Origin of the sequence: Qipengyuania polymorpha (assembly GCF_019711435.1) — a bacterium.
Taxonomy (GTDB): Bacteria; Pseudomonadota; Alphaproteobacteria; order Sphingomonadales; family Sphingomonadaceae; genus Qipengyuania; species Qipengyuania polymorpha.
This window is the reverse complement of the sequence record NZ_JAIGNK010000002.1, coordinates 509,630-523,471: the sequence shown is the minus strand read 5'-3', so window position 1 is coordinate 523,471 and position 13,842 is coordinate 509,630. Positions and strand designations below refer to the sequence as shown.

At 63.4% G+C, this 13,842-nt stretch carries 13 protein-coding genes; 4 read left to right on the top strand and 9 right to left on the bottom strand.

The features are described 5' to 3' along the window. Positions 1–120: 120 nt before the first annotated feature. The 6 genes from K3152_RS07865 to K3152_RS07840 are packed head-to-tail and all read right to left on the bottom strand — an operon-like array spanning position 121 to position 6,772. Positions 121–993 carry a CheR family methyltransferase gene (locus K3152_RS07865; RefSeq protein WP_221573540.1) on the bottom strand — a complete coding sequence of 291 codons (873 nt, stop codon included), beginning with the start codon at positions 991–993 and terminating at the stop codon, positions 121–123. Then, positions 984–2,078: a chemotaxis-specific protein-glutamate methyltransferase CheB gene (gene cheB / locus K3152_RS07860; RefSeq protein WP_345719777.1), complete on the bottom strand. Its 1,095-nt coding sequence runs from the start codon at positions 2,076–2,078 to the stop codon at positions 984–986. The genes K3152_RS07865 and cheB overlap by 10 nt, the downstream gene beginning before the upstream one ends. 20 nt (positions 2,079–2,098) lie before the next feature. Beyond that, positions 2,099–2,464, bottom strand: coding sequence for a response regulator (locus K3152_RS07855; RefSeq protein WP_006834477.1), 366 nt, complete (start codon positions 2,462–2,464; stop codon positions 2,099–2,101). A 57-nt stretch (positions 2,465–2,521) separates the two neighbouring features. Next, positions 2,522–2,956 carry a chemotaxis protein CheW gene (locus tag K3152_RS07850; protein ID WP_221573539.1) on the bottom strand — a complete coding sequence of 145 codons (435 nt, stop codon included), beginning with the start codon at positions 2,954–2,956 and terminating at the stop codon, positions 2,522–2,524. Next, complete coding sequence (locus K3152_RS07845) at positions 2,953–5,355, bottom strand: chemotaxis protein CheA (protein ID WP_221573538.1); 2,403 nt, start codon at positions 5,353–5,355, stop codon at positions 2,953–2,955. Before K3152_RS07845 ends, K3152_RS07850 begins: the two co-directional genes overlap by 4 nt. 49 nt (positions 5,356–5,404) lie before the next feature. Then, on the bottom strand, positions 5,405–6,772 hold the full coding sequence (locus K3152_RS07840; protein WP_221573537.1) for an MATE family efflux transporter: 1,368 nt from the start codon (positions 6,770–6,772) through the stop codon (positions 5,405–5,407). Positions 6,773–6,894: 122 nt separating this feature from the next. Between K3152_RS07840 and K3152_RS07835 the strand changes: the two genes are divergently transcribed. Further along, positions 6,895–7,659, top strand: coding sequence for a class II aldolase/adducin family protein (locus K3152_RS07835; RefSeq protein ID WP_006834481.1), 765 nt, complete (start codon positions 6,895–6,897; stop codon positions 7,657–7,659). 41 nt (positions 7,660–7,700) lie between these two features. Next, the gene (locus K3152_RS07830) at positions 7,701–8,261 is read left to right on the top strand and encodes a (2Fe-2S)-binding protein (RefSeq protein WP_221573536.1); all 561 of its coding nucleotides are present in this window, start codon (positions 7,701–7,703) and stop codon (positions 8,259–8,261) included. Between the two features lie 58 nt (positions 8,262–8,319). Here K3152_RS07830 and K3152_RS07825 read toward each other — a convergent pair whose 3' ends face one another. After that, complete coding sequence (locus K3152_RS07825; protein WP_221573535.1) at positions 8,320–10,416, bottom strand: TonB-dependent receptor; 2,097 nt, start codon at positions 10,414–10,416, stop codon at positions 8,320–8,322. Between the two features lie 166 nt (positions 10,417–10,582). On the opposite strand from K3152_RS07825, the gene arsC reads away from it, so the two are divergent. Next, positions 10,583–10,927 carry an arsenate reductase (glutaredoxin) gene (gene arsC, locus K3152_RS07820; protein WP_221573534.1) on the top strand — a complete coding sequence of 115 codons (345 nt, stop codon included), beginning with the start codon at positions 10,583–10,585 and terminating at the stop codon, positions 10,925–10,927. On the opposite strand, the gene K3152_RS07815 is transcribed toward arsC, so the two are convergent. Then, positions 10,924–12,273: an MFS transporter gene (locus K3152_RS07815; RefSeq protein ID WP_221573533.1), complete on the bottom strand. Its 1,350-nt coding sequence runs from the start codon at positions 12,271–12,273 to the stop codon at positions 10,924–10,926. The two genes, arsC and K3152_RS07815, sit on opposite strands and share 4 nt — an antisense overlap. Before the next feature lie 113 nt (positions 12,274–12,386). Here K3152_RS07815 and K3152_RS07810 point away from each other — a divergent pair, with 113 nt between their 5' ends. Next, positions 12,387–13,004, top strand: coding sequence for a class I SAM-dependent methyltransferase (locus K3152_RS07810; RefSeq protein ID WP_221573729.1), 618 nt, complete (start codon positions 12,387–12,389; stop codon positions 13,002–13,004). On the opposite strand, the gene K3152_RS07805 is transcribed toward K3152_RS07810, so the two are convergent. Beyond that, positions 13,001–13,831, bottom strand: coding sequence for a hypothetical protein (locus K3152_RS07805; RefSeq protein WP_221573532.1), 831 nt, complete (start codon positions 13,829–13,831; stop codon positions 13,001–13,003). The two genes, K3152_RS07810 and K3152_RS07805, sit on opposite strands and share 4 nt — an antisense overlap. Positions 13,832–13,842: the final 11 nt, after the last annotated feature.

Sequence of the window (13,842 nt, the reverse complement as noted above, 5' to 3'; positions counted from 1 at the left end):
CAAGTGTCCTACCGCTAACGTGCATTCGCTAATTAACGGTAAACCCGAAATTTACCTTGGATGATAAGCGTGGCTGCGGGCTGCGCGGCACGCGCCCTGTTCAAGCTGGGATGGGAAATATCAGCCGTTGACGACGCGCGGCGGCATCGTGCCCAGAACCGCGCCGATATCGCTTGCGCCCTTGGGCGCATACATCGCCGAGCCGAATGGCGAGGGCTCGAACCTGTCGGTCTGGCCGACCACGGTCTCGCCCGCGCCGAGCATCAGGAAGCCGTCGTTCGCCACCCCGCCATGCAGGCGGTCGAACGCCCTGCGGCGCGTTTCCGGGTCGAAATAGAGCAGCACGTTGCGGCACAAGACGAGGTCGAACTTGCCCGGCGAGGGCGGGTAATCGAGCAGGTTTCGCTGCTCGAAGCGGGTCATCTCGAGCACGCGGGGCGAGACCTGCCAGCCCCTGGGCGTTTCGGAGAAAAAGTTCAGCATCTGCGCGACCGAAATGCCGCGCTGGATCTCGAACTGCGAGTAGGTCCCGGTCTTCGCCTGGTCGACGGCCTTGGTCGACACGTCGGTGCCGAGGATTTCGATTTTCCAGTCCGCCCAGCGGCCCGGTTGCTCGAGGAAGGTCATCGCGAGGCTGAGCACTTCCTGGCCAGTCGAACAGCCTGCCGACCAGATCGAAATGCGGCGCGAATCGGCGCGGCGCTTCGCCAGTTCGGGCAGGATGGTGTTTGCCAGCGTGGTGAAATACGCATGGTCGCGGAAGAAATAGGTCTCGTTGTTGAGCAGCGCCTCGACCACGCGGGTCGCGAGGCGATGTTCGCCCGGACGCTCGAGCATGCAGGCAAGCTGGTCGACATTCTCGATGCCGAATTCGCGGAACAGGCCCGAAAGCGCGGTCGAAATGCGCCAGCGGCGGCTCTCGGTGAGCGTCTGGCCGGTACGGGCTTCGAGCAGGTCGGCGATAATTTGGTGGGAGGCGTCTTCTAGCGCCATGCATCGGCTCCTGCAGTTGATAGGACCCGGTCGGCCAGTTCCTCCGGCGGGAGGACGGCGGACGCAAGACCGCGTTCGGTAATGTCGCGCGGCATGCCCCAGACGGCGCAAGTGTCGGCGCTCTGGGCGTACATCGAGCCGCCGGCGTTGATGATGGCGTCTGCGCCTTCGGTCCCGTCGCGGCCCATGCCCGACAGGAGGATGCCCGCAACCTTGCCTTCATAGGCTTCGGCAAGCGTTTCGAACATCGGATCGACCGAGGGCGTGCAGCCGCTCTTGACGGGATGGAAGGCGAGGTCGGTGACGTATCTGGTGCCCTTCCTGCGCACGACCATATGACCGTGGCCGGGCGCAATCAGGATGCGGCCACGGGTCACTTCCGTACCTTCGTCGGCCAGCACGGCTTCGCGTCCGGCGGCCATTTCCATCTGCTTGGCGAAGACAGGAATGAAGCTGGCGGGAAGGTGCTGGGTAATGAGGATAGGAAGGTCGAAATTCTTCGGCACCTGGCGCAGGAACAGGCCGAGTGCATGAATGCCTCCGGTCGATGCACCGATGGCGAGTACCTGCGGGCGCTTGCCGACGCGGCGCTGCGCGAATTTCGGGGCCTTGCGCTCGGGCTGCTCGTGCGGAGCCAGGCCCTTGAGCGCACGGATCTTGGCAAGCAGCTGGTCACGGTACTCGTCGTTGAAACCGCCCGGCCGCGGTTTCAGCATCGTGTCGGCGGCGCCCATCTGGAGCGCCTTGACCGTATGTTCCGCGCCCTCTGCCGTGAGCGAGGAGATCACAAGCACCTTGGTCCGCGGCGAGGCCTTGAGAAGCTTCGGCAGGGCCTCGATGCCGCCCATTCCGGGCATTTCGAGGTCGAGCAGGATCACATCGACGAATTTCGTCTTGAGCTCCTCCAGACCGCGCTCGGCGGTGCTGGCGGCGGCCACGATGGTCATGTCGTTCTCGCGTTCGATCATGCGCGAGAAAACGGTCCGCACAGTGAGCGAATCGTCGACCAGCATGACCCGAACAGTGCGCGGGGCGCTCCGTTCGCCGCGTTCGGCTGTCGTATTGTATTTCAGAGCAGCCGCCACGACCCGTTTCCTTTAGCGGATCAGGCCATGCCGACGAGCTGGAGCTTGATCTGAAGGGTCTCGTGGTCGAACGGCTTCATGACATATTCGTCGGCGCCGGCGCTGATGGCTTCGCGGATGTGAGCGACATCGTTCTCGGTGGTGCAGAACACGACCTTGGGCTTGTCGCCGCCTTCGTGCTTGCGCAGTTCGTGGATGAACTCGATGCCGGTCATGACGGGCATGTTCCAGTCGAGCAGGACCACTTCGGGCATGCTCTCGAGGCACTTGTTGAGGCCTTCCTGGCCGTTCTCGGCTTCGTCGACCGTGAAGCCGAGGGTTTCGAGGATATGGCGCGACACCTTGCGGATGACGCGCGAATCATCGACGATAAGACAGGTTTTCATTTCACGTGATCCCTTACACTTGTCCGCCCCTTATAACGGGAGGCGGTAACTAATCGCTTAAGCCGCCTGACGCAGAGGTCCGGAGACGAGTTGTCCGATATCGACTAGCAGCGTCGGGCCGCCGTCGGTTTCCACCATGCCGCGTGCGGCACGCTGCCAGCCTTCGCCAAAGCCCCCCGGCACGGCGACCGGCTCGCTCTTGGCTTCACCCACGTCGTGGGCTTCCTCGACGAGCAGCGCGTAAAGGTGGCCGTCGATGTCGACGACCGCTGCCCGCTGGTCCCTGGAGGTGCATGCCTTTTCGAGGCCGATGGCCAGCGCGCAGTCGATGACGGTGAGAGCCTGGCTGCGCAGCGCGGTCAGGCCAAGGATGAAATCGGGCGTACCGGGAATCGGGGTGATGTTATCGACCTCGATCACCGATTGCACTTCGATCGCGGGGATGGCCGCGCGGCGGCCGGCGATGGTGCACATCAAAAGCAGTTCGTTCATGCCGCCCTCCCGGTGCGAATGCGCTTCAATGCCGCGAGCAGTCCGTCGCGGTCGTAGCGGTAGATGGTGTCGTCACCGGCATCCTCGGGCTCGGGGCGCAGGCGGATGACCTCGCGCGCGCCGGTGGTGAGGACTTCGCCCTCTTCGGCGAGCGCGATGGCGAGATCGGCTTCGACTTCGTCGTCGTCACCGGCAATCCGGTAGCCTACGGCCTGCACCAGCGGTTCGAGGATGGTGCGTGCCCATTCGCTTCCTTCCGGGATGCGGCAGGTGAGCGTGTGCTCGACTTTTTTCGTGGCGCGGTAGCGCGAGAAGACCGCATGGCCGTCGAGCAGCGGGATGGGCTTGCCGCCGATGAGCGTGACGCCCTCGATGGCGGTGTCCGCTTCGCTCGGGACGACGTCTTCGGTGACATCGGCTGCGTCGAGCACTTCCTTGACCGCATAGACCAGCTCGTGCTCGCCGTCCGAGAGGCGGAGCAGGCGGCAGCGGCCGTCGGGCAGCGGGCCGGTATCGTGGCCGGCCAGCGTCATGATCTCGCCGTCGATGACAGCCTGCGCGCGGTCGCCCTCGATATCGATGGCATCGCGCGAGATGGTGTCGATACGGCGCACCAGTTCGAGGCGGACCGCCCGGTGGCGTCCATCGAGCCCGGCGAACAGCATGACCGGCACGGCCCTGCTCTTCTCGACCTTCTCGGACTTGTCGGCAATCGTCGGCTTGGTGCGGACACCGCCGACCATGCCGCGCATCTGCGCGATGGAGGGCAGGTCGATGAGCATCATCGGACGGCCATCGTCGAGGAGGGTGGTGCCCGCGTAGAGCTTGGTTTCCATGATGGCCGGCGCGATAGGTTTGACCACCACGTCCTCGTGATCGAATACGCGGTCGACCGCGAGCGCGAAGACATCGTCGCTGGCGAGGCGCACGAGGATGAGCGTCTTGCTCGTCCAGTCGCATTCCGCGTTGGTTTCGCTGCCCATGACTTCGCCAAGCGAAAGGCAGGGCACGCGCTTGTCGCGGAAGGTGACGAGGCGGCGGTCGCCGGCCTGCGCGAATTCCACATGGCTCGAATTGCCGAAGACGATTTCTTCGACATAGCTGCGCGGGATTGCATAGCGCTGGTCGCCGCTGCCCACGGTTAGTGCGGCGATGATGGAGAGGGTGAGCGGCAGCTGGAGGTGGAAGCTGGTGCCTTCACCCGGCTTGCTCGACACTTCGATCGAGCCGCCGACGCGCTCGATGTTCGAACGCACGACGTCCATGCCGACGCCGCGGCCCGATACCGAGCTCACCTTTTCGGCAGTCGACAGTCCGGGCTCGAAAATCAGGTTTTCGCGCTGCTTGTCGCTCATCTTGTCGATTTCGGAACGCGAATAGAGGCCATTGGCGATGGCCTTTTCGCACACGCGCTCGACATTGATGCCGTTGCCATCGTCGGTGATGACGAGGCTGATCTGGTTGCCCGACTGGCGCGCAGCGAACTTCAGCAGGCCGATTTCGCGCTTGTCGTTCCTGAGGCGCTCGGCCGGGGTTTCGATACCGTGGTCGATGGCGTTGCGGATGATGTGGGTCAGCGGGTCGCGGACCATTTCGATCATCTCGCGGTCGAGTTCGACTTCGCTGCCTTCGAAATCGACCATCACCTGCTTACCGAGTTCGTTCGACAAATCGCGCACGAGACGCGGGAGCGAGGAGAAGAGATGCTCGAGCCGCTGCATGCGCATACGGGTAATCGAGGTGCGCACATCGGCGAGGATGGCGGAGAGGCGTTCGAACGGGCCGTCGATGGCGGGCTGTTCGCCGGCCTCGCGCAGGCGGCGCGCCAGGTCGTTGCGCGCCAGCACCATGTCGGACACACCCTTCATCACCTCGTCGAGCAGGTCGACGGGCAGGCGGATGGAACGCTGGACGCCCTTGGCGGGAGCCTTGGGCGCGGCTTCGGCCTGGGTATCGTTTGCAGGAGCCGATACGGCAGCGACCTCGATTTCCTCTTCGATGATAGCGACATCGCTCTGCACTTCGACCTCGGCATCGGCATCGAGCGCGGCAATCAGCGCCTCGTCGTTGCCGGTACCAAGCTCTTCGCCGGCCTCGATGGCGTCGGTCATTTCCGAAATGCGGTCGATGATGGCGAGCACGGCAGTGACCAGGGCGCTATCGGGCTCGCGGCGGCCGGCGCGGCATTCGGCCAGCGCGTCTTCGGCAGCATGGCTCAGCTTTTCGAGCTGCGGGAAGTCGAAAAAGCCGCAATTGCCCTTCACCGTGTGGACGAAGCGGAAGATCGTATCGATGCGCTTCTTGTCCGACGGATCGGCTTCCCACGCGACCAGTTCGCTACCGCTCTGCTCGAGCATTTCGCGCGTTTCCGCGACGAAATCTGCCAGCAATTCATCCATTGGTCTTGGACCCCCAGTTCTTGTTAGGGTCCGCTATGCACGAGGATGGTTAACGTTTCGTTGGATGCGGTAAGGACTTTTCTGTGGGGCTCTTCAGGACCGTCCAGACGACGAATGCGGCGAGCGCTCCGCCGGCGAGATTGGCCACCAGTTCCGCCCCGTAAATCGCCTCCGCCCCCCAGCTTGCGCGCAGCAGCCAGGCAAAGGGAAGCATGACGAGGAAGACGCGCGCCGCGCTCTGGGCGAGGGCGAATTGTGCCCGGTCGACTGCGTTCAGCGCGCCATTGCCGACAATCAGCAGGCCGAAACCGGCATAGCCCCAGACCGAGATGGCGAGATAGCGCGAGAACTGCTCGATGACTGCCGGATCATCGGTGAAGAAATCGGCAAACCAGTTGCCGGACAGGAACAGGATGACGGCGGTCGCGAGCCCGTAGCCGATGCAGAACAGGCCCGCCCAATACATCGCCCGCCGCGCACGATCGGCGCGATTGGCGCCCCAGTTCTGCCCGATGATTGCGCCGATGGAACCGGACAGCCCAAGCAGGGGCACGACTGCAAAACTTTGCAATCGCCCCGCCGCGCCGAAACCCGCCACCGCCGCCTCGCCCTGGCTGGCGAGCAAAGCAGTGAGGACCGAGAGGCCGATGGGATTGATGGCATTGGAGAAGGCCGCGGGACCCGCCACGCTGATGATCGCCTTGCTCGAACCGGCCAGATCGCATTGGCTGACGAGCGTCGGGTGGATGGCTAGCTGCGTCCTGCCGATAAAATAGTAAGCCATCAGGCATGCCACGCCGTAACCTATGATGGAGGCGTAAGCCGCGCCCGCTATGCCGAAACCCTCGAAACCAAAGGCTCCGGTGATGAGGATGGGATCGAGGATCCAGTTCATCACCGAATAGGTGATCGAGACAAGCGAGACATAGCGCGCCTCGCCCTGTCCGCGCAGGATGCCGCTGAGGCCCATCTGCAGTAGCAGCACAGGCAGGCCGAGCGCGAAGGGGTTCATATATTCAAGCACCAGCGGCATGAGCCGCTCGTTCGCCTGCATCAGCCGGAAGAGCGGTGCGTTGAGCGCGAACAGCAGCAGGCCCAGCGTCACGCCGATGGCCAGGGCAAAGACTGCGCCGAAATTCGCGCGGCGTTCGGCCCGGTCCCGGTCGCCTTCACCCAAAGCGCGGGCGATGACCGAGTTGATGCCGACCATCACGCCCACGCCGAGGCTGGAAAGCGCTATGATGACCGGGAAAATGAAGCTGACCGCCGCCAGTTCGGCGCTGCCGAGTTGCCCGATGAAATAGGCATCGATGAGGCCGACCGACATGATGGCGGCCACCCCGATGATCATCGGCAATGTCTGGGTGACGAGATGGCCGCGTATGCTCCCGCGGGTGAGTTTGGCCGTCTCGCTCATTAGAACAGCGCGCTAGCGGGGCAGGGCGCGCTTGGGAAGCGCCGATTTTGCGCCATCCGCCTTGTGCGGGAGGGCCATCCCGTGCGATACGGTTGCAAAGAGAGACTTAAGGAGAGCGCCCCGTGGCCACCCAGATGAAGCCCAAGTTCGAGTGTAGCGAAGAGGAATGGAAGGTCCGGCAGGATCTGGCCGCGTGCTATCGCATCTTCGAGCACCTCGGCTGGGGCGAGAGCATCTACAACCACATCTCGGTTGCCGTGCCGGGCGAGAAAGACACCTTCCTCATCAATCCCTTCGGGCTGCTTTATGACGAAGTGACCGCCTCGAACCTCGTGAAGATCGATGTCGAGGGCAACAATGTCGGCCAGTCGCAATATATGGTCAACAAGGCCGGCTTCACGCAGCACGCCCACTTCCACAAGCATTTGGGTGAGAAGGCGACCGCCATCTGCCACGTGCACACCACGGCCACGATGGCAGTGTGCAGCCACAAGGACGGGCTGCTTCCGACCAATTTCTACGCCTGCAATTTCCAGGGGCAAATCGGCTATCACGATTTCGAGGGCGTCACCGTGCGTCCCGAAGAGGGCGATCGGCTGGTCGAGAACCTCGGCGATCACTCCATCCTGATGCTGCGCAACCACGGCCCCGTCGTGATGGACAAGACCATCCCCGGCATGTTCGTGAAAATGTGGGCGCTGCAGCGCGCTTGCGAAATCCAGGTGGCCACGTTGAGCCAGGGCGAGCCGAATATCGTCAAGCAGGAGGTGGTCGACGTGCACCAGCGCGACCTGTCGACTATGCAGACGCAAGGCGGTGCAGGCTTGTTCGATTTCGAGGCGTGGAAGCGCCGTGTCTCGAAAATCGACGACAGCTGGAAGAGCTAAGACCCCTCGACTTTTTCGAGCATTGAAGCGAAAGCACCGCCATGTCGCGCATGACGGTCAATGAACGTCCCATCGAATTCCTGATGGACCCCGAAACGCCCCTGCTGTGGGCGCTGAGGGATGCTGCCAATCTCACCGGCACCAAATATGGCTGCGGCAATGGCGATTGCGGCGCCTGCATCGTCCATATCGATGGCGAGCCGCTGCGTAGCTGCCTCGTCACGATTGCGGAAGCCGAAGGGCGCTTCATCAAGACCATCGAGGGCCTGTCGGGCGACCGCACCCACCCGGTGCAGCAGGCGATGGTGGCCGAACAGGCCATCCAGTGCGGCTTCTGCACACCCGGCATCGTGATGGCCGCCGCCGCGCTTATCAACCGCAATCCCGGCGCGACAGAGAGCGAAATTCGCGAGACGATACCCAACATCTGCCGCTGCGGCGTGTATCCGCGTCTCGTCCGCGCCATCCAGCGCGCGGGCCGGGTGGCGCGACGTCAGGAGCGTATCAGCGCCGCTCCGGCACCAGGCATCAGCGCCGAGGACGCAGCAGCCGAAGTGCCCGCGCTCAGCGCGCCGGAAAAGGTCGTCACTCCGGACGACTAGGCAAGCAAAAGCGGCGAGCGTTTCCGCCCGCCGCTTTCTGTGTCGTCAACCTCAAAGGTCAGAGTTCGAAGCGAACACCGATGCGCGCGCTGAACGGGTCGGCGGGCTGGATGTTGTTGTCGCCGTGCGCGCTCGGGTAATAGGTCTCGTCGAACAGGTTCTCGATGTTGAGCTGCATGCTCAGCTTCTCGCTGACCGTGTAATAGGCCGCCGCATCGACGCGCCAGTAGCTGGGCAGCACGACTTCGTTGCTGAAGCTGGCGAACTGCTGCGACTGGTGGATGACGCCGAGGCCGACACCGATGTTGTCGGTGAAGTCGAAGCGGTTCCACGCGCTGACCGAGTGGCGGGGAAGCTGCTGGAGGCGGCGCCCGGCCGGGCCGAAGCTGCTTGAGCTGGTCAGCTCGCCGTCGAGATAGGTGTAGCCGAGATTGGCTTTCCAGAAATCGGTGACTTCGCCGACGGCGCCGATTTCGAAGCCTTCGGTCCGGCTTTCGCCGGTCAGCTCGGTGATGCCGAACTCGTTTGTGAAGCGCGAGTTACTACGTTCGAGGCGGAAGATGGCGGCGCTGACGAGGACATTGTCGAGCGGCGCGAATTTCAGCCCGATTTCGTAATTGGTGAACTTCTCCGGCTCGAGCTGGGCGTTGGTCGGCGAAACCAGGAAGAACTGGTCGCCCGCCTGCGGCAGGAAGCTTTCCGCATAGCTGGCATAAATGGACAGGTCGGGCGTTGGCTTGACGATAATCCCGGCGCGGGGGCTGAATTCCTCGTCGACCCGGTTGCCTTCGACATCATCGATGTCGATCGTCTCGAGGTCGAACCGGTCCCAGCGCAGTCCGCCGACCAGTTCGATGTAATCGCCGATTTGCAGCTGTTCCTGGATGTAGACCGACAGGGTCGAAAGCTGGCTGTCGTTGGCACGCGAGACCGTGTTGAAGCTGTAGGCGGGGATGAAGATCGTCTCTGCCAGCGGGGTCCGGTTGTCGTTGTCGGTCAGCGGGTCGCCATCATCGAAGCTGATCGTGCGGCGCGTGTTGAGCGAATCCTGGCTGCTCGCCTCGATGCCAAACAGCAGGGTCGATTCGAGGTTTCCGCCTTCCACCTCCCAGATGGCATTGGCCTGGCCGATCCAATTGCGGCGCTGCTGCGCATCTTCATAGCCCGACAGCGACACAGTGGCTCCATCGGTGCCGGTCGGCAGGATGTTCGCGTAGATCTTGTCGTAATCGGCGAACTGCACGCTGGCATTGGTGCTCCATCCGCCATTGAAGTCATGCTCCAGGCGCAGGCGGGCAATGTTCACTTCGGATTCGAACCGATTGAGGTCGGGATCGCCGAAGAAGGTGCTGTCATAGCCGGTCAGCGGGCCGGTGCTGAGAGAGGGCACGCCGCGGTCGGTGACGCGCTCGTCATTGTCGTAGGTGTAGCTGGCGGTCAGCGTGGTGTCGGGGCCGAGCGCTGCGGTGAGCGTGGGCGAGACGCCGATGAAGCGGCCCTCGTAGAAATCACGGTCGTTGTCGAATTCCTCATAGGTTGCGTTGAGACGCAGCGCGAGGCTGTCGGAGACCGACTGGTTAACATCGGCAAGCAGTGCGAAGGCGCCGAAGCTGTCGACCGAAGCCTCGCCGCTGATGGCGGACCGGAACTCGGCGCGCTTGGCCACGCGGTTAATGGCGCCGCCGCCCGCACCACGGCCGAAGATGAGTGCGTTGGCGCCCTTCAGCACCTCGACGCGCTCGATGTTGTAGAGCGAGCGGTAGTATTGCGCATCGTCGCGCAGACCGTCGATATAGAAGTCGGCGGTCGATTCCTGGCCGCGGATGAACACCTCGTCGCGGTGCCCTTCGCCGCTTTCCATGCTGATGCCGGGGACATAACGCAGCGCATCATTGAGCTGGTGAACCGCCTGGTCCTCGAGCTGGTCTTCGGTGATAAAGCTGACCGCCTGCGGCACGTCGATGAGCGGCGTGGGCGTCTTGGTCGCGGTCGAGCCGTCGTCCGTGCCATACTCATCCGTACGTTCACCCTTCACGACGATGTCGGAGGGCAGGTAATCGCGATCGGGCTGGCCGTCCGCCGCAGTGTCGGCGAGGGCGGGGGTGGCAAAGGCGGTTCCGGCGAGCAGGATTGCGACCGAGGTAAAGGGCTTCATAAAGGGCTTTCTGTTCTTGCGAATGATTATCAGTTGCGGAACGCCTGCTATTGAGAACCATTCGCAGTTGCAACCCTGAATCTGCATTTCGCCCATGAAAAAATCGCAAGAGTGGCTTTCTCTCATCGCAAGGGTCGATTAGCGCAGTCGGCAAAGGAGACCCATTATGAAGGCCACCATCTGGCACAATCCCAAGTGCGGCACCTCGCGCAAGACGCTCGCCATCCTCGAAAACCTGTCGAAGGTCGATGTCGAGGTGGTCGAATATCTGAAGGACCCGCCGAGCGCCGAAAAGCTCGCGCAGCTTTACAAAGATGCGGGCATCACTCCGAACGAAGGCCTGCGCACCCGCGGCACTGATGCTGCCGAGCGCGGCCTGCCCGATGCGAGCGCGGAGGAAGTGCTGGCGGCAATGGCGGCCGATCCCATCCTCATCGAGCGCCCGCTGGTGGAAACCGACAAGGGCGTGCGCCTTTGCCGGCCGCAGGACCGGGTGCTGGAAATCCTCTAGCGGCGCTCGGTGGTGAGGGCGCTGTCCTTTTGCAGCGCCACCCAGCCGTAGCTAAAAACAATCGCGCAAAGGGCCGCGATCAGCCCGAAACCCAGCCAGTCGGAATGGCCGTAGAGCCACACCCCGAGCGCGGGCGCGTAAATGAAGCTCGCGCCCGCCACGCTGGCGGTCACGCCCGAGGCCTGCCCCTGCTCGGCACGGGTCACAGCGAGCGAGGTGCCCGCAGTGCTGCCGGGGCGGAAAAGGCCGAAGCCTAGCGAGGCAATCGCATAGGCCAGCGCAATGGCATGGAGGTCGTCGGCCACGCCAAGGTAGAGGACACCGCCTGCGGCAATCACGATACCCGACAGGGTCGCGGCGCGCGGGCCAAGGTCGAGCCGCGGTATCAGCCCCCACTGGGCCAGCAGCGTGGCAAGCGCACCGCTCATCAGGACGAGCCCGACGGGGCCGGTGCCCTCGGCGGGCGTGGCGCGCAGGCCCAGACGGTCCAGCACAAGGAAGCCGATGATGCCGAGGATCATCGCCTGTGCATGCCCGCCCAAAAGGCCAACCGTCACCCAGGGGCGCAGGCGCGGCTCGAACCACCGCAACTTGCGCGGCTCGATTTGCTCTTCGCCTTCCTCCTCGTCTTCGGGCTGCGAAGAGGTCGCCCCGGCATAGGGCGCGTCATAGGTCTGGCCGCGCGCCGCGAATTGGGGCTCGTCATTGGGCAGCCGCAGGCGCAATGCCATCAAGGTGGCGACACCGATGAGCGCAAAGATGATGAAGGGCCCGGTCAATCCGACCAGGGGTAGTACCATCAGCGGCGCGAGGGCAGGGCCGATCACCGTGCCGAGGCCGAAACTGGAGGCAATGAGGGACAGCGCCTGCGTCCGCTCGGCGCGCGGTGTGCGGCTCGCGACATAGGCTTGCACCGCAGGCGGCGCGGCGCTGCCGAAGCCGCCGTAAAGGCTGCGCGCAACGGCAAAGGCGATCAGCGCGGCGGTGCCGCCCAGCACGCCGATTAAGCCCAGCCACAGGGCCAGCCCGCAAAGCGCCATGGAGGAAATGAAGCCGAGCATTCCCACTGCCATCATCGCCTTGCGCCCGCGCCGGTCCGAACGATCCGCCCAGATTGGCGCGCACACCACCCACAGCAATGCCGACCAGCTGTAGGCGAGGCTGATCCAGACATCGTCGATTTCGAGCGCCGTGCCGATCGAGGGCATCACCGACTGCATGGCCGTGTTGCCTGCCGCCGTGGTCAGCATGACCATGAACAGCAGGACCATGCGTTCGCGCGAAATCGTCTTCGGGCGTGCTGTCGGCGGTGCCGTAACGGCAGCTTTGGGGTCGGCATCGGCCATGGATAAACCGCTAGGCCTGTCTCCATCGGCTTGCAATGGCCCTTGCCTCCTGCCAGACTTTGCGGCTTCCATAAGGGTCAAAGAGAGGAAAAACCTTGACCGGACAATACGGTATCGGCGCCATCGAACGGCGCTCGTTCAGGGACAAGGCGTCGCGGCTGCTGGGCCAGTGGGGCGTTTTCTTCAAGGGCTTCCTCGAAGAGCCGAAAATGGTCGGCTCGATCATCCCGTCCTCGCGCTTCACCATCAACAAGATGCTGGGCCCGGTGAAATGGGACGAATGCAAGGTCTTCGTCGAATATGGTCCGGGTGTCGGCACCTTCTGCCAGGAAGTGCTCGACCGGCTTCCGCGTGACGGACAGCTCATCGTTATCGACACCAACCCGCTCTATATCGACTATCTGAAGAAGCATTTTCGCGACAGCCGCTTCTCGGCGGTCCACGGCTCGGCCGCCGATGTCGAGGAAATCGTGAAGGCTCACGGGCACGAGCATGCCGACTACGTGCTCTCGGGCCTGCCCTTCTCGACCCTGCCAGAGGGCGTAGGCCCTGCCATCGCAGCGGCAACCTACCGCGTCATCCGTCCGGGCGGCGCGTTCCTCGTTTACCAGTTCTCGGCCAAGGCGCGCGACTTCATGGCCCGCCACTTCGAGCGGATCGACAGCGGCTTCGAAGCCTTGAACGTCCTGCCCTGCCAGCTCTTCTGGGGCTGGAAGGAACCGAAAGCCTAGTAGGTCCCGTCGACAGGCTCGGCGGGCGCGGCCTTGAGCCGCGTCAGCTGCGCGTGGACTGCGGCCAGCACGCCGATGAACACGACCGCGAAGACCGCCTGCATCAGGCTGGCCGAAAAGGCGTTGCCGAAGGTCTGCGCCTCGGCGCCGCCCAGTGCGAAGACGAGCGAGAATACCAGCGAAACGACGGTCGAAATCACGAGATAGGCGACCATCAGCAGCGCGTAGAAGAAGAAAATCCTGACGCTGTTACCCTTGGTCAGCTTCCACGAACGGGATAGCGCCTCCAGCGGATTGAGCACGCTGTCGATGGCGATAACTGGAGAGACCATCGAGAACTTCGTGAAGAGATAGAACATCATGACGACGAGCACGATGACGCCTATCACCGCCAGTGCCGCTATGCCGGAGAGTGCGCCGGGCGCGACAATCACGATTGCAGCCAGCCCGATCATGAAACCCAGGAGTATCGACGCAACGAAATAGCTTGCGACCGAGCGTACGCCCACTTTGATTGCCTCGGCCACGGTCGGACTGGCGCGCCTGCGCAAGAGGGCGAGCATCGACAACAGCCCGACGCCCTGCACGAGCGTGAGCAGGATGAACGCCCACCAGTAATCGGCGAACATCGCCTGGACCATGGCTTCCATCTTGTCGTTGTTGGGGTCGAACTGCCCCATGGCGAGTTCGGACATGCCCGGCACCCAGAGCAGCGCTGCGAGATAGGGCACGAAGTAGAAGACCCCCGAAAGAACGGCCAGCAGGCCGAAATTGTCGCGCACCAGGCTGGTGGTGTCCTTCCACGCGGTATCGAGATCGAATTTCATTGTCAGGGGTC

Excerpts from the sequence above, each read along its gene's own strand:
- K3152_RS07850 (WP_221573539.1), bottom strand. The coding sequence starts at position 2,956 with ATGAACGAACTGCTTTTGATGTGCACCATCGCCGGCCGCCGCGCGGCC.
- K3152_RS07855 (WP_006834477.1), bottom strand. The coding sequence starts at position 2,464 with ATGAAAACCTGTCTTATCGTCGATGATTCGCGCGTCATCCGCAAGGTG.
- K3152_RS07865 (WP_221573540.1), bottom strand. The coding sequence starts at position 993 with ATGGCGCTAGAAGACGCCTCCCACCAAATTATCGCCGACCTGCTCGAA.
- K3152_RS07830 (WP_221573536.1), top strand. The coding sequence starts at position 7,701 with ATGTCGCGCATGACGGTCAATGAACGTCCCATCGAATTCCTGATGGAC.
- K3152_RS07840 (WP_221573537.1), bottom strand. The coding sequence starts at position 6,772 with ATGAGCGAGACGGCCAAACTCACCCGCGGGAGCATACGCGGCCATCTC.
- arsC (WP_221573534.1), top strand. The coding sequence starts at position 10,583 with ATGAAGGCCACCATCTGGCACAATCCCAAGTGCGGCACCTCGCGCAAG.
- K3152_RS07805 (WP_221573532.1), bottom strand. The coding sequence starts at position 13,831 with ATGAAATTCGATCTCGATACCGCGTGGAAGGACACCACCAGCCTGGTG.
- K3152_RS07825 (WP_221573535.1), bottom strand. The coding sequence starts at position 10,416 with ATGAAGCCCTTTACCTCGGTCGCAATCCTGCTCGCCGGAACCGCCTTT.
- K3152_RS07845 (WP_221573538.1), bottom strand. The coding sequence starts at position 5,355 with ATGGATGAATTGCTGGCAGATTTCGTCGCGGAAACGCGCGAAATGCTC.
- K3152_RS07815 (WP_221573533.1), bottom strand. The coding sequence starts at position 12,273 with ATGGCCGATGCCGACCCCAAAGCTGCCGTTACGGCACCGCCGACAGCA.